An 18,889-nucleotide genomic window follows, 5' to 3' on the forward strand; every position below is an offset into this window, starting at 1 on the left:
ATTTATTTTAACTTTTCTTTATCTTCATTACTCGAATTTTCTTCTTCTTGTTCTCCTGGTGGGTCAGGCATTAAATATATTGTAAACCCATCTAAATTTTCTTCATTTAAGTACATGTTATTTCCTTTTAAATTGTTCAACTCCTAAAAATAGAATTTTAGATTTAAAAAACAAGATTTCTATTGTAGTTTTTGAAACAAATCCCATAAAACAACTCCTGTTGTTACAGATATATTTAATGAATGTTTTGTCCCCAATTGCGGAATTTCGATACACATATCTGAAGCATTTACCACTTCTTGTTGTACACCTTTAACTTCATTACCCATCACAATAGCATATTTTTGATTTTTTTCAGGAAAAAAAGTATTCAATTTTGTGCTATTTTCAGCTTGTTCAATAGCTAAAACTTTAATTTTTAAATCTTTTAATTTTTGAATAAGCGTAAGCGTGTCTTCTACATATTCCCAGTCTACAGATTCTGTTGCGCCTAATGCTGTTTTATGAATATCTTTATTTGGTGGAGTAGCAGTAATGCCGCACAAGTAGATTTTTTCAATCAAAAAAGCATCTGAAGTTCTAAAAACAGAACCAATATTGTTTAAACTTCTTATATTATCTAAAACGACAATAAGTGGTGTTTTTGGAGTAGATTTAAATTCATCCACCGAAATTCTACCTAACTCGTTATTCTTTAATTTCCTCATAATTCAGTTTTCAGTTGGCAGTAGCAGTCAACAGTAAAAAACTGTTTTACTGAATACTGTATACAGCCTACTTTTTGTAACTTCGCAAAACTAACTGAAAATTTCCAAAAACTTGGCAAAATCAAAAGCGAAAAAGGTAACTCCTTTAATGAAACAATACAATGCCATCAAGAATAAATATCCTGATGCAATGTTGCTTTTTCGTGTTGGAGATTTTTATGAAACCTTTGGTGAAGACGCTAAAAAAGCAGCTGGAGTTTTGGGAATAACGCTTACAAAAAGAGGTGCAGGAAGCGATTCTGAAACTGCTTTGGCAGGTTTTCCACATCATTCTTTAAATACCTATTTACCTAAATTGGTAAAAGCAGGAATGCGTGTTGCCATTTGTGATCAGTTAGAAGATCCAAAAATGACTAAAACCATTGTAAAACGTGGTGTAACAGAGTTAGTAACTCCAGGGGTTTCTCTGAATGATGAAGTTTTACAAACCAAGAAAAATAATTTTTTAGCTGCGGTTCATTTTGATAAAAAACAACTCGGAATTTCATTTTTAGATGTGTCTACGGGTGAGTATTTAGTAGCACAAGGTAACGCAGAATACATTGATAAATTGTTGCAAAATTTTTCTCCAAGTGAAGTTTTAGTGCAAAAGCAAAACAAGCAACAATTTTTAGAATTGTTTGAAAACAGATACTATACTTTCTATTTAGATGATTGGGTTTTTCAAACTGAATATGCCAATGAAACTTTACAAAATCATTTTGAAGTTAAAAACTTAAAAGGTTTTGGTGTTCAGGATTTAAAAAACGGAATTATTGCTGCTGGTGCAGTATTGTATTATTTATCGGAAACACAACACAATAAATTAAAGCACATTCAACAAATTAGCAGAATTGCTGAAGATAATTATGTTTGGATGGATCGTTTTACGGTTAGAAACTTAGAATTATACAATCCGAATTCTGTTAATGCTGTAACGCTTTTAGATGTTATTGATAAAACCATTTCACCAATGGGTGGGCGTTTGTTAAAACGTTGGTTAGCATTACCACTTAAAAATATTGATGAAATAAAAAACCGTCACGAATTGGTGAAGTTTTTTATAGATTCTGATGATTTTTCTCTGACAGTTACCTATCAACTCAAACAAATATCAGATTTAGAAAGACTCATTTCTAAAGTGGCAACAGGCAAAGCTTCTCCTAGAGAAATTGTGCTTTTAAAAGATTCTTTAAAAGCGATTTTGCCCATTAAAAATGAAGCTGAAAGTAGCGAAAACGCTACTGTTAAGGTACTAGGAAATCAGTTGCACAATTGTAGTGATTTAATTGAAAAAATTTCTGAAACCTTGTTTGATGATGCGCCTGTAAACATTAATAAAGGAAATGCAATTGCCAATGGAGTACATCAAGAATTAGACGATTTACGTGCCATTTCATCCTCTGGAAAAGAATATCTAGACAATATGTTAACGCGTGAAACTGAGCGCACAGGTATCAGCAGTTTAAAAATTGCGTTTAACAACGTTTTTGGTTACTATATTGAGGTTAGGAATACGCACAAAGATAAAGTTCCTGAAGAGTGGATTAGAAAACAAACCTTAGTTTCTGCTGAAAGATACATTACAGAAGAGCTGAAAGAATATGAAACCAAAATATTAGGCGCGGAAGAAAAAATTCAGGTTTTAGAACAAAAAATTTTTTCTAAATTATTGCAATATATTATTGGTTTTGTTCAAAAAGTGCAAGAAAACGCACAAATTATTGCAAAAATCGACTGTTTGTTAGGTTTTTCTGTTTTAGCAATTGACAACAATTATGTGCGTCCGATTATGGATGAAAGTACAGATTTAGACATCAAAAATGGACGTCATCCTGTTATTGAAAAACAATTGGCTATAGATCAAACATACATTGCTAACGATGTTGTTTTAAATAGAAATCAACAGCAAATCATTATGATTACTGGACCAAATATGTCTGGTAAATCTGCCATTTTAAGACAAACTGCTTTAATTGTTTTATTGGCACAAATGGGAAGTTATGTGCCTGCTCAAAATGCTAAAATTGGTATTGTAGACAAGATTTTTACCAGAGTTGGTGCTAGTGATAATATTTCTATGGGCGAATCTACATTTATGGTAGAAATGAATGAAACTGCATCCATCTTAAATAATATTTCTGAACGTAGTTTGGTGTTGTTAGATGAAATTGGAAGAGGAACCTCTACTTATGATGGAATTTCAATTGCCTGGGCAATTTCTGAGTTTTTGCATGAACATCCATCAAAAGCAAAAACATTGTTTGCTACACATTATCACGAACTAAATGAAATGACAACTACTTTTGAGCGCATCAAAAATTATAATGTATCTGTTAAAGAGTTAGAAGACAATATCATTTTCTTGCGGAAATTGGTTTCTGGTGGATCTAATCATAGTTTTGGAATTCACGTTGCAAAATTAGCTGGAATGCCAAATATGGTGATTCATAGAGCTAATAAAATTCTAAAAAAATTAGAAGAAAACAACAAAAATGATGAAGTAAAAGATGTATTGAAACAAACTCAACATGAAGATATGCAGCTTAGTTTTTTTCAGTTAGATGACCCATTGTTAGAAAATATTAGAGAAGAAATTTTAGCCACCAATATAGATACATTAACCCCAATAGAAGCGTTAATGAAATTGAACGAGATTAAGCGAATGTTGACTAAAAAGTAATTATATTTGCAATATGAATTCTATGTTGTTATTTATTAGTGGTCCAGAAATTATGGTGATTATGGTAATCGTAGTAATGGTTTTTGGTGCTGATAAGATCCCAGAAATTGCAAGAGGTTTAGGTAAAGGAATGCGTCAAGTAAAAGATGCTACCAACGATATTAAAAAAGAGATTAAAGATAGTTCTGAAAAGCAAAAAATTACTACTGACTCTGTAACTGATACTGCAAAAGAAACTACCAAAGGTATTAGTGATGAATTTCAAAGAGTTAAAAAAGATATAGACGATTTAACGGGGCCTATAAAACGTAACCTTTAGTCTTGAAAAGAGCGATAAAATATCTACTTTTATTCTTTTTAATTATACTTATTTCCTGTAAAAATGCTACCTCAGTTGTTTCTGAAGAAAGAGAAGAAGAGGAAGAAATTACCAAACCCTTAAGCAAACCTTTTTATGCTGCAGTAGATATTTCTTACTACCCAACAATTCAAAAAAAAGGACTTTCTTTCTATAACAGAAATGGTACACAAAGAAACCTTTTACAAATTTTAAAAGAAAATGATGTAAACACCATTCGTTTGCGTTTGTGGCATTCTCCAAAAGACGAACACGCAAGTTTTAAAGAAGTTCAAACATTTTCTAAAGAATTAAAACGCTTAGGTTTTAAGGTTTGGTTAACGGTTCATTATTCAGATACTTGGGCAGACCCGGGAAATCAAGTAATTCCGAAAGCTTGGAAAAATGCTTCTTTTACTATTTTAAAAGACAGTGTTTACAATTATACTTCTAAAATTATGGATAAAATCGAGCCTGATATTATTCAAATAGGCAATGAAATTGATCCAGGAATTTTACTACCTATCGGAAATATTGGTTCTAACAAAGAACAATTTATTCAACTTTTAGAAAAAGGAATTGCCGCAGTTAGAAATCATAATTCTACAACCAAAATTATGATACATAAGGCAGATTTTAAAGACTCCAAATGGTTTTTTGATTTGGTAAAACCTTTAGAGTACGATTTAATTGGAGTTTCTTATTATCCAAAATGGCATGGAAAAGATTTGGATGTTTTTGAAAATCAATTACAGTTTTTAGACAATAATTACACGCAAGATATTGTTTTAGCAGAAACTTCCTATCCTTTTACTTTGGGGTGGAATGACCATACTAATAACGTTATTGGTGAAAATTCTCAAATTATTTATCCTCAATTTCCGGCAACTTTAGAAGGTCAAAAAGCCTATCTGGTAAAAATTAAAAACATTGTAAAGTCCTTGAAAAAAGGAGTTGGGTTTGGGTATTGGGGTGCAGAATGGGTTGCTTTTAATGGAGCAAGTGCTACAAATGGTTCTTCTTGGGAAAACCAAGCATTATTCGATTTTAACTTAAAAGCAACTCCAGCTTTAGAAGTTTTTAAAGATTAATTTTTTCAGTTTGTCATTCTTGCAAAAGCAGAAATAATAAAAACTTATTTTACACGGCTTACTGTTAAACCATCTCTAATAGGCAATAAAACAGTTTCAATTCTATCATCTGTATTTAGATGCTTGTTGTAAGCTATCAATATCTTTGTATCAATATCTTTTGGGTTTAATTCTTCCACTACTTTTCCACTCCAGAGTACATTATCTGATAAAATAATACCTCCAGGATTCATTTTATCGATAATTAAATTAAAGTAGTTAATGTAATTCGATTTGTCTGCATCAATAAATACCAAATCAAATTTCTCATCAATTTTGGGGATGATTTTAGTGGCATCTCCCACCAATTGCTCAATCTTATTTTGATAACCAGACTTCTCAAAATACTTGTTTTGTAAGGTTTCTAATTCCTCATTTTTATCAATAGTGATGATTTTTCCATCAGAATGTAATCCTTCTGCTAAACACAATGCAGAATAACCTGTATAAGTTCCTATTTCTAAAATGGTTTTAGGTTGAGTCAATTTAGCAATCATAGACAAAACACGTCCTTGAAAAGCGCCACTTAACATTCTTGGGTTTAGAACCTTTTGCCAAGTTTCTTTACTTAATTCTTGTAAAATTATAGGCTCTTCTTGAGAGTGTGCTACTACGTAATTGTCAATATTTTCAGGTAAGAAGTGCATAGTGAATTGCTAAATGTTTTGTCAAAAATAAAAAAACGGAATCTATATTTCTATAAATCCCGTTTCAATCTAACAAAAAATCAAAAAATGTAGTTTTTTAAAAACTACGAAAAATCTTTTTTATGCTTTCATTTTTTCCAACTCTTGTTTAAGAGCTTTTTTATCTTTCTCAGGCATACAGTGCTTCAAACTTTTACAACTGTTTGCGTGACCTTTATAAATCTTAGTCAATGTCATATTTTGTTTTGTGTATTTAAAACAAATTTTACATCGTATAAAGTGAATATTTAACTTTAATTTTTCTAACAAAGTAGCTTCACCATATTGATTTTTATCACATATGGTAGTAGCTTCATCGCAAGTTATTTTTAAACTCTTAAACATTTTCTAAATATTAAACCAGTTATCTTCCATACACTTTCTAAGCTGCGTTCTTGCTCTGTGTATAATAACCCATAGGTTTGACGATGTAATATCTAACTCCTTACAAATTTCCTCTGTTTCAAACTCTTGAATGGTTTTCATCCTAAATACCATCCCGTATTTTTCTGGTAAAGCGTCTATACAAGACTCTAACTGACTCTTTAGTTCTTCGTTTTCAATAGATTTTTCAGATTGGTTATCCCAACTTTGTGGCACTCTTTCCTCTAGCCAATTTCCTTCATTTTCTCCATCAGTATAAAAATTCATTCGAACCTCTGCTTGTCCTTTTTTAGAATTAATTTTTCTATAATGATCTATAATCTTTCTTTTTAAAATAGACACCAACCAAGTTCTTTCTGTAGATTTTCCTTGAAAATTTTTAGCAGATTTTAATCCAGCAAAAAAAGTGTCTTGTACTAAATCTTTTGCTAAATCACTATTATTTACTCGAACCACAGCATAATTATACATATAATCTGCATAATTATCTATCCATTTATCGGTATTTAATACAACTTGCTCTTGTGCCATTTATAAAAATAAAACCCAAATATAATGCTATTTTTTTTGATTTGAAGCCTTACAACTTGCTCTTCTTCTCATATCTACCAAATAAATAATTTCCCATTTTCCGTTATTATTAAATAGTTGAAAAGAATTGGCTCCACAGTGACTAAATTTATCATTTAAATAAAACTCATAAGGCGTCCAAACTGAAGCTAAATTTCCATCAATTTTAATAGTATAAGAGAGTAGTTTTTCAAAATAGGTATCAGATGGTTTTTTATTGGTAACTCCTTTTAATAGGTTTTCTTTAGTTTGAGTTCTTAAGTTTTTTTCTCCTTTTTTATTAGTGAATGTTGTTTGTATTTTTATTTCTTTGTGCAATGTGCTTTTTAAAATAGTACTATCTCCTTTGTGTAAACCATCAAAAAAAGTTGATATAACTTGTTTAATTGCTTTTTCTTCTGATTTATTTTGAGCTGATAATGTTATCGAAAAAATAACTGCAATTAGGAATGTGATAATTCTTGGCATAAAAGTTTGATTTATAAAAAGCTAAAACTAATCAAAAAAACAAGTTCCTTTTTCTAAGCTTTTTAAGATTAACGAAACATTAACTTGTTTTATATCTGTTCCTTTTTCTTACATTTACATCATTCTAAAACACTAAATATATGTCTGTAGCAAAGAAAGAATATAAAAAAGTTACCGTAAAATCTCTGGTAGATATGAAAAAGAATGGAGAGAAAATCTCTATGTTAACTGCTTACGATTTTACTATGGCTAAAATTTTAGATGGCGCAGGTATAGATGTGCTTTTAGTGGGCGATTCTGCTTCTAATGTAATGGCTGGTCACGAAACCACTTTGCCAATTACATTAGATCAAATGATTTACCACGCAAGTTCTGTAGTAAGAGCAATTGATAGGTGTTTAGTGGTGGTTGATTTACCTTTTGGAAGTTATCAATCTGACCCAAAAGAAGCGTTGCGTTCTGCTATTAGAATTATGAAAGAAAGTGGGGCACACTCTATAAAATTAGAAGGTGGTAAAGAAATTAAAGAATCTATTAAACGAATTTTAAATGCTGGAATTCCGGTTATGGGACATTTAGGTTTAACTCCGCAATCTATTTATAAATTCGGAACCTATACTGTTAGAGCGAAAGAAGAAGAGGAAGCTGAACAACTTATGGAAGATGCTTTATTGTTAGAGAGGTTAGGTTGTTTTGCGGTAGTTTTAGAAAAAGTGCCTGCTAAATTAGCTCAAAAAGTAGCAAAAGCAATTTCGATTCCTGTTATAGGAATTGGAGGTGGAAATGGTGTAGACGGACAAGTATTAGTGACTCACGATATGATTGGAATGACACACGAGTTTCATCCTCGTTTTTTAAGACGCTATTTAGATTTATACAAAGATATGACTGGTGCTTTTAAATCTTATATTGATGATGTAAAAAGTGGTGATTTCCCTAATGAAAAAGAACAATATTAAAAGCCTATCCTAACCTTCCTTAATGGAAGAGATTTATTCCTGAAAACAAGTAAATGTTTAATTTTTTTCAAAAAAAACTATCACATTCAGATTATCAGAAGATCTTTTTAGAAATATCATCCAAAGTCTTTGATGATTTGTTTTTAGAAAACCGATTTAAAAAAATAAAAATTTCTAAAGAATTAAGTCAATCTAAAATAATATATAAAAAGGGTAAGAAGTTCATTGAAATAATGAGTGTTAATGAACTTGACCCTAGAGGTGAATCTTACTTTGAGATTTATTTAGGAGAAAAATTTAATTTTGAAACTGATGAATTCGAAGGGTATTGTATTTCACTTAATCGATACTCAAGTATTGCAAATAAAAAGAAGAAAGAATCATTTTACCCCTTCCCATATGGTAAAATACAATGTTTAAAAGCTCTAACAAAAACAAAAAAAGAATTTATAAAATATGCTGAATTCTATTTGATTCAGGATGATGATTTATTTGATAGAGTATTAAAAATGAAAGGAATAAGAAATTAACAATGAAAATCCTACACCTAGATACAAATCACTCTCTTTTAATTAATCAATTAAATGATTTAGGGTTTCAAAACGATGAAGATTACACCTCATTAAAAGCAGCAATTGAAGCTAAAATTCATTTGTATGATGGTTTTATCATTAGAAGTCGTTTTAAAATTGACAAAGATTTTTTAGACAAAGCCACAAATCTAAAGTTTATTGGTAGAGTTGGTGCGGGTTTAGAAAACATAGACTGTGATTATGCTGCGTCTAAAAACATCGAATTAATTGCAGCTCCAGAAGGTAATAGAAATGCGGTTGGTGAGCATTCTTTAGGAATGTTATTATCGCTTTTCAATAAACTTAATAAAGCCGATAAAGAGGTTAGAAAAGGAAAATGGTTGCGAGAAGAAAACAGAGGAATTGAACTCGATGGAAAAACCATAGGTTTAATTGGCTATGGAAATATGGGGAAATCATTCGCAAAAAAATTACGTGGTTTTGATGTTGATGTCATTTGTTACGATATAAAACCAAATGTTGGCGATGATAATTGTAAACAAGTTTCTTTACAAGAGTTGCAAGAAAAAGCAGATGTTTTGAGTTTACACACACCACAAACAGACCTCACAAAACAAATGGTAAATGTAGATTTCATCAATGGATTTCTAAAAAGTTTCTGGTTGATAAATACTGCACGTGGAACATCTGTAGTTACCAAAGATTTAGTTAATGCATTAAAATCAGGAAAAATTTTAGGTGCTGGTTTAGATGTTTTAGAATACGAAAAATCATCTTTCGAAAATTTATTTTCTGATGATAAAATGCCTGATGCTTTCCAATATTTAATTGATGCTGAAAATGTGATATTATCTCCTCACGTTGCAGGTTGGACAATTGAAAGCAAAGAAAAATTAGCGCAAACAATCGTAGATAAAATTAAAGCAAAATTTTGCTAAATGAAAAAAACAGTTCTTGTTTTTAGCTTATTAATTTTAGCTATTCTTTTACTTTTTCAATTTAGTAAATACGCTTTAATATCTAATAATTTACAAACCGAAATTGTAATTGCAATCATAGCAGTAGTTTTCTTTTTTGTAGGAATTTACATTCATAAAAAAAGTTTACAAAAGCCTGTTTTAGTATCAACTGAAATTGATTACAAAAAAATTGAAGCTTTAGAAATCAGCAAAAGAGAGTATGAAGTGCTTCAAAAAATAGCAGAAGGCTTGTCCAATAAAGAAATTGCTGATACTTTATTTTTATCCGAAAGCACTATAAAAACGCACGTTTCTAATCTACTGTTAAAGTTAAATGCAAAAAGAAGAACACAAGCAATTCAGATTGCAAAATCCTATCAAATCATTTAAATTTCCTACATTTAAGCATTGATTTTTGATTTTGGTACTTTAGTATGAACTGTCTTTAGGACTCTTTTTCTACTTTCGATTACTTAACTTAAAATTTATAATCAGATGAAAAGTACAGTTTTAAAATTTGGTTTTTATGGATTAATTGTAGGGTTTATAATTTTCTTTATCCATCTTTTTTTTGGAATTGATAATTTAGACTATTCTACTAATGAATTATTAGGGTATTTATCTATATTTCTATCGCTTTCATTTATTTTCTTTGGGATAAAACATTACCGAGACAAAGAAAATGATGGATTTATATCGTTAGGGAAAGCAATACAAATAGGAGTTTTAATTGCGTTTTTAGTTGGTTTGGGTATTGCTTTTGCAGATTTTATCTATACCAAATTTATTGATCCCTCTTTTTTTGCAAATTATGAGCAACAATTAATAGAACAAGGAAAAGAAGATGAAATTGTAAAAATGACAAGTACAACAGCAGCATTATTTATGCTTATTTTAGTAACCATAATTGGTTTTATCATTTCCTTAATTTCTGGAATTATCTTGCAACGTAAAAAATAAAATTATGCAGTATAAAGCAAATTCACCCGAAGATTATATTTCACAAGTTCCAGAAGAGCGCAAAGAGACGTTGCATAGACTACGTAAAACAATTAAAGATAATTTGCCTAAAGGATTTGAAGAAGGTATGCAGTATAGCTTTATAAGTTATTTTGTTCCACATTCTGTTTATCCTGATGGCTACCATTGTAATCCAAAAGAGCCATTACCTTTTATGAGTTTTGCTTCACAAAAAAATTCTGTAAACTTTTACCATTCAGGTATTTATGCAAACAAAGAAATACACGACTGGTTTGTTGCAGAATACCCAAAATATTGTAAGCGAAAATTAGATATGGGAAAAAGTTGTGTCCGTTTTAAAAAACTAGAAGAAATCCCTTATGAATTGATTGCTGAATTGGTTCGTAAAATATCAGTTGACGAATGGATAAGCACTTATGAATCTGCAATTAAAAACAAATAACAATGAAGAATAGAGTAACAGGAATTGGTGGTTTATTTTTTAAAAGTGATAACCCAAAAGCGTCTAAAGATTGGTATAAAAAACATTTAGGGTTTAATACAGATGATTGGGGTTGTACTTTTTGGTGGAAAGACAAAGAAGGAAATGATTGTTCTACACAATGGAGTCCTTTTACAAAAGACACCAATCATTTTGAGCCATCAAAAAAAGATTTTATGTTCAATTATAGAGTTGAAAATCTAACTGAATTACTGGCAGAACTCAAAAAAGAAGGCGTTACTATTCTTGGTGAAATACAAGAGTTTGAATATGGGAAATTTGGCTGGATTTTAGATAACGAAGGCAACAAAATAGAACTTTGGGAACCTGTAGATCAGGCATTTAAATAAATTAAAAATACAGTATATTTAATTAATAATCAAATAGTTATGTTATATAAAAAGAGTTTGTTATACAAAAGAGAAACTCCTGAAAACTTTAATTCTAAAGGAGTAAACACTAAAGACAGTATTTCTAAAATTAAAGATGCTGCTAAAGATATTTTAGAAAGTTCTAAAGAAAAACTCAATGATGCTTTTAGTGACGAAAATATAGACAAAGTAAAACAAAAAGCAAATGAATTCTCTGAGGACGCAAAAGAAGCTTTTGATGTAATTTCAGAAAAAGGATCAGAGTTTGCTAGTGAGGCTGCAGAACATATAGCCGATTTTGCAGAAGACGCAAAAGAAGATATTAAACAAGCTTCTAAAAAAGTACAAAATTTTTTTAAAAACTTTACTAAGAAATAATGCTAATGAAATTTTTATCTGACCACCCAACAGAAGTTTTAATCTTACTTTTTTTAATTGTTACTTTTTTACAATCTGGAATAGATAAATTAACAGATTGGAAAGGAAATATAGATTTTATCAAAGATCACTTTAAAAACTCTCCTTTTAAAAATAGTGTTCCTTTGCTATTGGCTATTATTTTAGTAATAGAAGTTGTTGCTAGCTTATTAATGGTTTTTGGAGTTTACCAATTATATACTTCAGGAACAAAAGAAATTGCTTTATTGGGTGTAGAGCTTTCTGCCATCACTTTAATTTTCTTATTGATTGGACAACGTTTGGCAAAAGATTATGCAGGAGCGATGTCGTTAGCTGTCTATTTTATCATTACGCTTTGGGGTGTGTTTTTGTTAAATAGTTAAAACTTATTACATAAAACACAAACAATAAGAAACTCTTATAATAAAACCTCTTAAAATAGCCGTTTTAAGAGGTTTTATTGTTTTTGGCGACAACTTGTTTGTTTTCTACAATAAAAACCGAAACACGTTGTTTAAAATCGTTTTTTAGTACTTTTTTAGTACGTAAATCAAAGAAGAATACTCAGAACTACTTCTGGCTTTAAGATTTGATATAAATCCTCGGTAAAAAGCTCTTACCGGATTCATTTTACCTGTTTTATATTTTTCACTCAACAAAGAAACATAATACGCATCAAATTTCATTGGGAGTGTTTTTTCTACGATCATATTTTCTTCAGAGAAAATTTTATGAATAGAACATTGAGAGAAATGCCAAAGATGTCTTGGAACATCAAAAGCAGCCCAAAACTCTTTGTAATATTTAGCATCGTAACTTTTATAATTTGGAACAGCAATAACTAACCTTCCGTTTTCTGATAGTAATTCTTTTAGTTTGGTAATGTAATCTGATAACATTTCTACATGTTCTAAAACGTGCCAAAGTGTTATGACGTCAAATTTCTGATTTGTGATTTTTAATAAATCATCTTTTAAAATAATTCCTTTTTCTTTCGCAATGTTTTGTGCATTAGAATTTGGTTCAACTCCTAAAACATTCCAATTATTACTTACACATATTTTTAAAAAATCTCCTGTACCTGCTCCAACATCTAAAATATTTTTTGCTTCCGTTTTAAAAGAATTGATTAAAGATAATTTTCTTTTTAAAGTGATGTTTTTTACAGATTGATAAACTTTATCTAGAATCGATTTTTTACTATCTGTATGAGAAATATAATCTTCACTTTGATAATAATTTTCCAAATCAACAGGAACTGGAGACGTTACCATCATATCGTATTCTGGATTAAACATTACCTCATAAGTTTCTCTGGACACTGTATAGTCTTTACAGTTTATAAAAGGTACAAGCCTTTTATGAAGTTCTCTTTTTTTCCCCATAATTTTTCTTTTTTCTAAAATGTTCCACGAGGAACATTTGCAATTTTCACACAATTTTTATCTTCCCATATAAACCAAAAGAACAGAAATATCACTGGGGGAAACACCACTTATTCTACTGGCTTGTGATATAGATGTTGGTTGAATTTTACTCAACTTTTCTCTTGCTTCAAATGAAAGCGACTTTACTTTTTGATAATTAAACTGAGAAGGAATTGAAACGTTTTCTAATCTGTTCAATTTATCGGCATTATTTTTTTCTTTTGCAATGTAACCAGAATATTTTAAATGAATTTCTGCCTGTTCAATAATTTCTTGGTCAATATTGTTTTCTTCAATAAAAATAGATAATTTTTCTACATCAGAAAAATCAGAAAAATCCAATTGTGGTCTTGATGCAATTTTAAAAAGCTTCATAGATTGACTCACTACAGCTAAATTTTTAGCTTCTAAAATCGGATTTATTTCTTCTTGTTTTACGCTAGTTTTTTCTAAGAACTGAATTAATAAATCTGTTTTTTGTTGCTTTTCTAAAACACGATCCATTCTTTCTTGAGACGCCAAACCTAATTCAAAAGACCTTGGAGTTAATCTCAAATCCGCATTGTCTTGTCTTAATAATGTTCTGTATTCTGCTCTTGACGTAAACATTCGATACGGCTCTTCTGTACCTTTTGTAATTAGATCATCAATTAAAACACCTATATAGGCTTCATTTCTTTTTAAAATAAAAGCATCTTTTTCCTGTACTTTTAGTGCCGCATTTACACCAGCCATTAAACCTTGAGCCGCAGCTTCTTCATAACCTGTAGTTCCGTTAATTTGACCTGCAAAAAACAAATTCTGAATCAACTTGGTTTCTAAAGAATGTGTCAATTGTGTTGGCGGAAAATAATCGTATTCAATAGCATAACCGTATCTGAAAAACTTTACATTTTCAAAACCCGCTATAGAACGAATTGCTTTGTCTTGAATGTCTTCTGGCAAAGATGTAGAAAATCCGTTTACATACATTTCACAGGTTGTCCAGCCTTCTGGCTCAACAAAAATTTGATGCCTATCTTTTGTTGCAAAACGATTTACTTTATCTTCTACAGAAGGACAATATCTGGGTCCAGTTGATTTAATTCTACCATTAAACATTGGAGATCTTTCAAAACCTTCTCTTAATAAATCGTGCACTTCTGGGTTGGTATATGTTAACCAACAAGAACGTTGTTTTGTTAGATTTTTTGTAATTGGTAAATATGAAAACTTCTCGGTATTTTCATCTCCTGGTTGTTCCGTCATTTTAGAATAATCTAAAGAACGACCGTCTACTCTTGGAGGTGTTCCTGTTTTCATTCTTCCGGCTTCAAAACCTTTCGCAACTAAATCCTCAGTAATTCCTCTTGATGCTCCTTCACCTGCTCTACCTCCACCAAAAGATTTATCACCTATATGAATCAAACCATTTAAAAATGTTCCAGCAGTTATCACAACCGTTTTAGATTTTATCTCTAAGCCTAAAGCTGTTTTTACTCCAATAATTTTATCACCATCAAACAACAACCCATTCACAGAATCTTGATAAAAATCTAAGTTATCAGTTTGCTCTAACATGGTTCTCCAACATTCCGCAAATTGCATTCTATCTGACTGTGCTCTTGGACTCCACATTGCAGGACCTTTAGATTTATTCAGCATCTTAAACTGAATTGCTGTTTTGTCGGTTACAATTGCACTGTATCCTCCTAAAGCATCTATTTCTCTTACAATTTGTCCTTTTGCGATTCCGCCCATTGCTGGATTACAACTCATTTGTGCAATGTTTTGCAAATTCATTGTAATTAACAAGGTATGTGCACCCATATTTGCAGCAGCAGCAGCAGCTTCACTTCCTGCGTGACCACCACCTACTACAATTACATCGTATGTTGTTGAAAATAAACTCATTATCTTATAGTTCCACGTGAAACTTTGGTTTTATTTATCTGATTACCAATTACTTAAAACTAATATCGCCTTGTCTTCAGCTGTTCTCATTTGCTGCTTTTCATCATCCGTTTTATCTTTATATCCCATATAATGCAAAACTCCGTGAATCATTACACGATGTAATTCCTCATCAAAACTGACTTTAAAGTCTTTTGCATTTTCCACTACTCTTTCTACAGAAATAAAAATATCGCCACTAACTTGTTTACCCAAAGTATTATCAAAACTGATAATATCTGTTAAAGTATCATGATTTAAAAACTGTACATTTAATTTATGAAGGTAAGCATCATCACAAAAGATATAATTGATTTCACCAATAGAAAACTCTTGATCTGACACTACATTTTCAATCCATTTTTCTAAAAGATTTTCATCTTTTAATTCAAATGAAGTTTCATAATTAAAAGTAATCATACCTACTCTTTCTTTTTGTCAGAAAAATATGCTCTGACTTTCTTTTTATAATTTTGCTGCAAAGGTAAGGATTGTCTGTTTAATATCTCGGTTTGATTATAATACTGTTTTTTAAACTGTAGCGCTTTTATATTTCTCTTTTGAAACTCTTTTAAATTAGCATTTGATTTGCGCTTTTTGTCTTTACCTTGTTCTAAAGCTGCTTTGTCTAACTTTAATAATTCGTAATTTAAGTTTTGCATTTTTTGGAGTGTTCCAGCATTGAATCCTTTTTCTAAGATTTCATTTTCTAGGTCTTCCATTTTTTTTAAAGCTTTTCTTGCTTCAGTATTCACACCATTTCCTCCTTCTTCAGATTTTCTAATCTGATTTTGTAACTCTTGTCTTAATAAACTTTGCTGCTTATAAATTTCATAAATCTCACCGTCTAAATCATCATTAGAACCACCTTCTCCTTTTCCATTTTTCTTGCCATTTTCTCCAGGTTTACCTCCTTTTCCTTGCTTTCCTTTATCACCCTTTTTTCCGTTCTCACCTTTTTTACCCTCCTTACCTTGTTTGTCTGGTTTGTTTCCTTCCTTTCCTTTGCCTTTCTTCATTCCATTTTTCATCTTCTTTGATAAACCTTCTTGTTTTTTTATCAAATCAGGTAAACTAAAACCACTTCCCTTGCCTTTTTTTCCTTTGCCCATTTTCATAGACATAGAATTTTTCATACTATTTAAAATATTACTTAAATAGTCTGATAAATTATTTACAGCAGTCATTACATAACGTTGGTTAGAAACTCCGTTTGTGAATCTATTCTCAGAAAAATTTTCTAAAGATTGATCTAAATTGTAATGTGTTGTGGATAAATCGTCTTTAATTTTTGCAGAAATTTTTGGCAAACGCATGGACAAAACATACAAGCTATCATCTATGTGTTCGAAGTAGGTTTTTAATTGATTTTGTCTTTTTAAATCTTTACCAAAATCTGGATGAGAAGTTGAAGTTTCGCTAAATTTGTTCATTAGATTTTCTTGCTGAAAAGAAAATATGACCAGATTTTCTAAAATTTTGCGCAAGTCCTCCATATTTTCTTCCATAGACTCCCCTTCCATTTCTAGCATTTGTTGTTGCATTTTGGAGCTCATTTCTTTCATCTTTTTTGATGAGTTCTTCTGATTCTTTTTTGCATCTGATGATTTATTTTCTTTTAGGTTTTTTTCTGATTTGTTCAACTCTTCATCTACTTCCTCTTTTTCATCATCAACATCTGGAAGCTCCATAGGTTCTTTTAACTTCTCATTATCTTTATTGAGTTCTTTGAGTTCTTCTTTAATCTCATTAAATTCTTTTGTGATTTCTTTTTGAGCCTCTAAAGTATTCTCTTTTTTATTAGCTAAATCTTCTTGCTTTTTAGATAGTTTTTCAATTTTGTTGGCAATTTGCATTGTTTTTTGTTCAACATAAAAACGTTTTGTCAATTCTAAAATACGCTCTAAACTACGTTCTTGTTGTTTGCTTTGTTGTGCTAATTCTTTTGACTTTTTTAACAAATCATCTTTATTCAGTTTCTCAGCCATTTTCTGAATTTCATCCAATAGCTTTTGCTGTCTTTGTAATTTTTTAAGTTCTTGAATTCTCTTTTTTAATTCCTCTTTTTTATCCTGAAGATTTTCACTTTCCTCTTTCTTTTCATCTAAATTTTCTTGCAACTTATCTGTTTGACGTTGCATCATTTGGTTGTATTGATTCTGACGTTCTATAAATTTCTGAATCTTCTTTTTATCATTCCAATTAATTTTTTTCTTACCCTGTAAATCTTTCTGAACCTTTTCTAACTCTTTTTGCTGCTTTTGTTGTTTGGTAATAGAGTTCTCTATATTGTTTAGTGTGTTTTTCTGTTCTTGTAACAATTCTTCTTCTACCTCTTCATCGGTTTTTTGACGATAATTAAAAACTTTACTCTTCGCTTTTTTGCTACCGTTTACAGCATCATTATCAGAAACCTCAAAAAACATTTCGTAATTAACACCATTTTCTAAATTCAATCCCTCTGGAAATTGATAAAAAAAGTTTTGAATATTTTCTTTAGTGACTGGTAAATCAAATGATTTTTTTTCATCAGATTTGTCTTCATCGTAGTAAATAAGCTGTAGTTTTTTTAACCCATAATCATCAGAAATTTGTCCTGCAAAAAAAGCGGTGGCACGTGAAATGCTATCAATATTTGTGGTGACAGAAATTTGTGGGCTTTCATCTTTAACAACATCTACAGAAAACTGTAAATTTTCATAATCTTTTAAATTTTGATTAGAGGAGGCTATTTTATAATTCAAAGCTTTTCTAATTCGTTTTGAATAAGCAAATTCATTATCATTTTTTACATCAAAAAGAGCTCTTGAGTTATTATTAATAAAAGCTACAGAATGTGTTTGATTTGTTTTAACTAACCAGGTAATTGTTGTGCCTTCTGGAACAATAATGTTTCCTGAATTCTGTACAGTTTCATTACGTTTTCTTAAATATCTTGGATATTGTAACTCCAAAGAAATGTTATTAATTGTAGGCGTTTTTATCAATTCTATCTGATAATCTTGAGATTGAACTCCGTTTGCTTCAACATAAAAATCAATTGGTGATTGCACATCAGAAAATGTGTAGGAAAACTTTCCATTTCCGTTATTTTGAAGGTAGTATTGTTGATTATCAAACAAAATTTTAGCTTCAATTGGCAAAACATTTCCTACAGTTTCTAGTTGAACTGTTATCGGTTTTCCTTGAATGACTTTTAAAGTTGAATTGGTAAGAGAAAACGCAAATGGCGCTGGTGGTGTATATGCTTTTTGATGATTTACCACACGTTCAAAACTTTCAGAGAAAATAGTTTTATTTCCTGTAAATAAAGTAATTAACCAGATTAAAAAAGGAATAACAGCATATTTTAAATACTTCGTGTTTTGTTTAAAATCCACTGCTTTTACAAACGGAATGGGTTGCAATTCTTCCGATTTTTGATGGATGCTTGCCAATAACAAATCAGATGGATTTGCGTTTTCTTTTAATTGTAAAACATTTAATAATTTGTCTTTTACTTCTGGAAAATGACTTCCAATAATTTTTGAAGATTCTTCGTAAGAAATTCCTTTTCGGAAACCTATCAATTTAAAAACAGGAAAAGCAATGAAGCGTATCAATAAAAAAATTTCAACAACAATAAACAACCAAAATAATAGGGTTCTAGCAGTTGGTTTTAGCCATAAAAAGTATTCTAAAAAAAGAGTGAAAAACAAATACAAACAACCTAAAGACAAGAACATAATTACGCCCTTTATCAACTCGCTTGTATAAAACTTACGTGTAAATTGATGTAGTTTTTTCTCTATGACTTTAAATCCGCTCATAATCAACTAATAAAAATACTCTTTTTAGAATAAA

Annotated in this window: 22 protein-coding genes; 12 read left to right on the forward strand and 10 right to left on the reverse strand. The window is 30.3% G+C overall.

Annotated elements, in window-relative coordinates:
• Positions 1–2: 2 nt before the first annotated feature.
• Positions 3–140: a hypothetical protein gene (locus DIS07_RS15060; protein WP_181374543.1), complete on the reverse strand. Its 138-nt coding sequence runs from the start codon at positions 138–140 to the stop codon at positions 3–5.
• Positions 141–179: 39 nt separating this feature from the next.
• Positions 180–707, reverse strand: coding sequence for an RNA methyltransferase (locus tag DIS07_RS05330; protein WP_109404197.1), 528 nt, complete (start codon positions 705–707; stop codon positions 180–182).
• 148 nt (positions 708–855) lie between these two features.
• Between DIS07_RS05330 and mutS the strand changes: the two genes are divergently transcribed.
• From mutS to DIS07_RS05345, 3 genes are read left to right on the forward strand one after another with little or no spacing between them, the layout of a single operon-like run.
• Positions 856–3,429 (forward strand): DNA mismatch repair protein MutS, encoded by a 2,574-nt coding sequence (gene mutS / locus DIS07_RS05335; protein ID WP_394340967.1) that lies wholly within the window; start codon positions 856–858, stop codon positions 3,427–3,429.
• A 13-nt stretch (positions 3,430–3,442) separates the two neighbouring features.
• On the forward strand, positions 3,443–3,748 hold the full coding sequence (locus DIS07_RS05340; protein WP_109404199.1) for a Sec-independent protein translocase subunit TatA/TatB: 306 nt from the start codon (positions 3,443–3,445) through the stop codon (positions 3,746–3,748).
• A gap of 2 nt (positions 3,749–3,750) precedes the next feature.
• Complete coding sequence (locus DIS07_RS05345; protein WP_109404200.1) at positions 3,751–4,857, forward strand: glycoside hydrolase family 53 protein; 1,107 nt, start codon at positions 3,751–3,753, stop codon at positions 4,855–4,857.
• Positions 4,858–4,901: 44 nt separating this feature from the next.
• On the opposite strand, the gene DIS07_RS05350 is transcribed toward DIS07_RS05345, so the two are convergent.
• The 4 genes from DIS07_RS05350 to DIS07_RS05365 all read right to left on the reverse strand — a co-directional run bounded on the left by DIS07_RS05350 (position 4,902) and on the right by DIS07_RS05365 (position 7,004).
• Positions 4,902–5,543 carry an O-methyltransferase gene (locus DIS07_RS05350; RefSeq protein WP_109404201.1) on the reverse strand — a complete coding sequence of 214 codons (642 nt, stop codon included), beginning with the start codon at positions 5,541–5,543 and terminating at the stop codon, positions 4,902–4,904.
• Between the two features lie 120 nt (positions 5,544–5,663).
• Entirely contained in the window at positions 5,664–5,927 is a 264-nt protein-coding gene (locus DIS07_RS05355; protein WP_109404202.1) for a hypothetical protein, read from the reverse strand.
• Positions 5,928–5,930: 3 nt separating this feature from the next.
• Positions 5,931–6,497, reverse strand: coding sequence for a sigma-70 family RNA polymerase sigma factor (locus DIS07_RS05360; RefSeq protein ID WP_109404203.1), 567 nt, complete (start codon positions 6,495–6,497; stop codon positions 5,931–5,933).
• Positions 6,498–6,524: 27 nt separating this feature from the next.
• Complete coding sequence (locus tag DIS07_RS05365; protein ID WP_109404204.1) at positions 6,525–7,004, reverse strand: nuclear transport factor 2 family protein; 480 nt, start codon at positions 7,002–7,004, stop codon at positions 6,525–6,527.
• 140 nt (positions 7,005–7,144) lie between these two features.
• On the opposite strand from DIS07_RS05365, the gene panB reads away from it, so the two are divergent.
• The 9 genes from panB to DIS07_RS05410 all read left to right on the forward strand — a co-directional run bounded on the left by panB (position 7,145) and on the right by DIS07_RS05410 (position 12,070).
• Positions 7,145–7,963, forward strand: a complete 819-nt coding sequence (panB, locus tag DIS07_RS05370) for a 3-methyl-2-oxobutanoate hydroxymethyltransferase (RefSeq protein WP_109404205.1) — start codon at positions 7,145–7,147, stop codon at positions 7,961–7,963.
• Positions 7,964–8,016: 53 nt separating this feature from the next.
• Complete coding sequence (locus DIS07_RS05375; RefSeq protein ID WP_109404206.1) at positions 8,017–8,493, forward strand: hypothetical protein; 477 nt, start codon at positions 8,017–8,019, stop codon at positions 8,491–8,493.
• Between the two features lie 2 nt (positions 8,494–8,495).
• Positions 8,496–9,434, forward strand: coding sequence for a 2-hydroxyacid dehydrogenase (locus tag DIS07_RS05380; RefSeq protein ID WP_109404207.1), 939 nt, complete (start codon positions 8,496–8,498; stop codon positions 9,432–9,434).
• The gene (locus tag DIS07_RS15235) at positions 9,435–9,845 is read left to right on the forward strand and encodes a response regulator transcription factor (protein WP_109404208.1); all 411 of its coding nucleotides are present in this window, start codon (positions 9,435–9,437) and stop codon (positions 9,843–9,845) included.
• 105 nt (positions 9,846–9,950) lie between these two features.
• Positions 9,951–10,415 (forward strand): DUF4199 domain-containing protein, encoded by a 465-nt coding sequence (locus DIS07_RS05390; RefSeq protein ID WP_109404209.1) that lies wholly within the window; start codon positions 9,951–9,953, stop codon positions 10,413–10,415.
• Positions 10,416–10,419: 4 nt separating this feature from the next.
• Positions 10,420–10,878 carry a DUF1801 domain-containing protein gene (locus DIS07_RS05395; RefSeq protein WP_109404210.1) on the forward strand — a complete coding sequence of 153 codons (459 nt, stop codon included), beginning with the start codon at positions 10,420–10,422 and terminating at the stop codon, positions 10,876–10,878.
• A 2-nt stretch (positions 10,879–10,880) separates the two neighbouring features.
• Positions 10,881–11,267 (forward strand): VOC family protein, encoded by a 387-nt coding sequence (locus DIS07_RS05400; protein ID WP_109404211.1) that lies wholly within the window; start codon positions 10,881–10,883, stop codon positions 11,265–11,267.
• A gap of 39 nt (positions 11,268–11,306) precedes the next feature.
• Positions 11,307–11,666, forward strand: a complete 360-nt coding sequence (locus DIS07_RS05405; RefSeq protein WP_109404212.1) for a hypothetical protein — start codon at positions 11,307–11,309, stop codon at positions 11,664–11,666.
• A 5-nt stretch (positions 11,667–11,671) separates the two neighbouring features.
• On the forward strand, positions 11,672–12,070 hold the full coding sequence (locus DIS07_RS05410) for a DoxX family membrane protein (RefSeq protein WP_109404556.1): 399 nt from the start codon (positions 11,672–11,674) through the stop codon (positions 12,068–12,070).
• Between the two features lie 144 nt (positions 12,071–12,214).
• On the opposite strand, the gene DIS07_RS05415 is transcribed toward DIS07_RS05410, so the two are convergent.
• From DIS07_RS05415 to DIS07_RS05430, 4 genes are read right to left on the reverse strand one after another with little or no spacing between them, the layout of a single operon-like run.
• Positions 12,215–13,072 (reverse strand): class I SAM-dependent methyltransferase, encoded by an 858-nt coding sequence (locus DIS07_RS05415; RefSeq protein WP_109404213.1) that lies wholly within the window; start codon positions 13,070–13,072, stop codon positions 12,215–12,217.
• Positions 13,073–13,129: 57 nt separating this feature from the next.
• A complete protein-coding gene (mnmG, locus tag DIS07_RS05420) occupies positions 13,130–15,007 on the reverse strand; it encodes a tRNA uridine-5-carboxymethylaminomethyl(34) synthesis enzyme MnmG (RefSeq protein WP_109404214.1) in 1,878 nt (625 codons plus the stop codon).
• Positions 15,008–15,049: 42 nt separating this feature from the next.
• Positions 15,050–15,466: an rRNA maturation RNase YbeY gene (ybeY, locus tag DIS07_RS05425; protein ID WP_109404215.1), complete on the reverse strand. Its 417-nt coding sequence runs from the start codon at positions 15,464–15,466 to the stop codon at positions 15,050–15,052.
• Between the two features lie 2 nt (positions 15,467–15,468).
• Positions 15,469–18,855, reverse strand: a complete 3,387-nt coding sequence (locus DIS07_RS05430) for a DUF4175 family protein (RefSeq protein ID WP_109404216.1) — start codon at positions 18,853–18,855, stop codon at positions 15,469–15,471.
• Between the last annotated feature and the right edge of the window lie 34 nt (positions 18,856–18,889).

It is taken from the genome of Polaribacter aquimarinus (genome assembly GCF_003129485.1).
GTDB lineage: Bacteria > Bacteroidota > Bacteroidia > Flavobacteriales > Flavobacteriaceae > Polaribacter > Polaribacter aquimarinus.

What these genes read in the sequence shown, in the direction of transcription:
- DIS07_RS05400 (WP_109404211.1), top strand. Translation starts at nt 10,881, where the DNA reads ATGAAGAATAGAGTAACAGGAATTGGTGGTTTATTTTTTAAAAGTGAT.
- DIS07_RS05430 (WP_109404216.1), bottom strand. Translation starts at nt 18,855, where the DNA reads ATGAGCGGATTTAAAGTCATAGAGAAAAAACTACATCAATTTACACGT.
- mnmG (WP_109404214.1), bottom strand. Translation starts at nt 15,007, where the DNA reads ATGAGTTTATTTTCAACAACATACGATGTAATTGTAGTAGGTGGTGGT.
- DIS07_RS05395 (WP_109404210.1), top strand. Translation starts at nt 10,420, where the DNA reads ATGCAGTATAAAGCAAATTCACCCGAAGATTATATTTCACAAGTTCCA.
- DIS07_RS05405 (WP_109404212.1), top strand. Translation starts at nt 11,307, where the DNA reads ATGTTATATAAAAAGAGTTTGTTATACAAAAGAGAAACTCCTGAAAAC.
- DIS07_RS05330 (WP_109404197.1), bottom strand. Translation starts at nt 707, where the DNA reads ATGAGGAAATTAAAGAATAACGAGTTAGGTAGAATTTCGGTGGATGAA.
- ybeY (WP_109404215.1), bottom strand. Translation starts at nt 15,466, where the DNA reads ATGATTACTTTTAATTATGAAACTTCATTTGAATTAAAAGATGAAAAT.
- DIS07_RS05360 (WP_109404203.1), bottom strand. Translation starts at nt 6,497, where the DNA reads ATGGCACAAGAGCAAGTTGTATTAAATACCGATAAATGGATAGATAAT.
- DIS07_RS05340 (WP_109404199.1), top strand. Translation starts at nt 3,443, where the DNA reads ATGAATTCTATGTTGTTATTTATTAGTGGTCCAGAAATTATGGTGATT.
- DIS07_RS15235 (WP_109404208.1), top strand. Translation starts at nt 9,435, where the DNA reads ATGAAAAAAACAGTTCTTGTTTTTAGCTTATTAATTTTAGCTATTCTT.
- mutS (WP_394340967.1), top strand. Translation starts at nt 856, where the DNA reads ATGAAACAATACAATGCCATCAAGAATAAATATCCTGATGCAATGTTG.
- DIS07_RS05415 (WP_109404213.1), bottom strand. Translation starts at nt 13,072, where the DNA reads ATGGGGAAAAAAAGAGAACTTCATAAAAGGCTTGTACCTTTTATAAAC.
- DIS07_RS05380 (WP_109404207.1), top strand. Translation starts at nt 8,496, where the DNA reads ATGAAAATCCTACACCTAGATACAAATCACTCTCTTTTAATTAATCAA.
- DIS07_RS05390 (WP_109404209.1), top strand. Translation starts at nt 9,951, where the DNA reads ATGAAAAGTACAGTTTTAAAATTTGGTTTTTATGGATTAATTGTAGGG.
- DIS07_RS05365 (WP_109404204.1), bottom strand. Translation starts at nt 7,004, where the DNA reads ATGCCAAGAATTATCACATTCCTAATTGCAGTTATTTTTTCGATAACA.
- DIS07_RS05355 (WP_109404202.1), bottom strand. Translation starts at nt 5,927, where the DNA reads ATGTTTAAGAGTTTAAAAATAACTTGCGATGAAGCTACTACCATATGT.
- DIS07_RS05410 (WP_109404556.1), top strand. Translation starts at nt 11,672, where the DNA reads ATGAAATTTTTATCTGACCACCCAACAGAAGTTTTAATCTTACTTTTT.
- panB (WP_109404205.1), top strand. Translation starts at nt 7,145, where the DNA reads ATGTCTGTAGCAAAGAAAGAATATAAAAAAGTTACCGTAAAATCTCTG.
- DIS07_RS05375 (WP_109404206.1), top strand. Translation starts at nt 8,017, where the DNA reads ATGTTTAATTTTTTTCAAAAAAAACTATCACATTCAGATTATCAGAAG.
- DIS07_RS05350 (WP_109404201.1), bottom strand. Translation starts at nt 5,543, where the DNA reads ATGCACTTCTTACCTGAAAATATTGACAATTACGTAGTAGCACACTCT.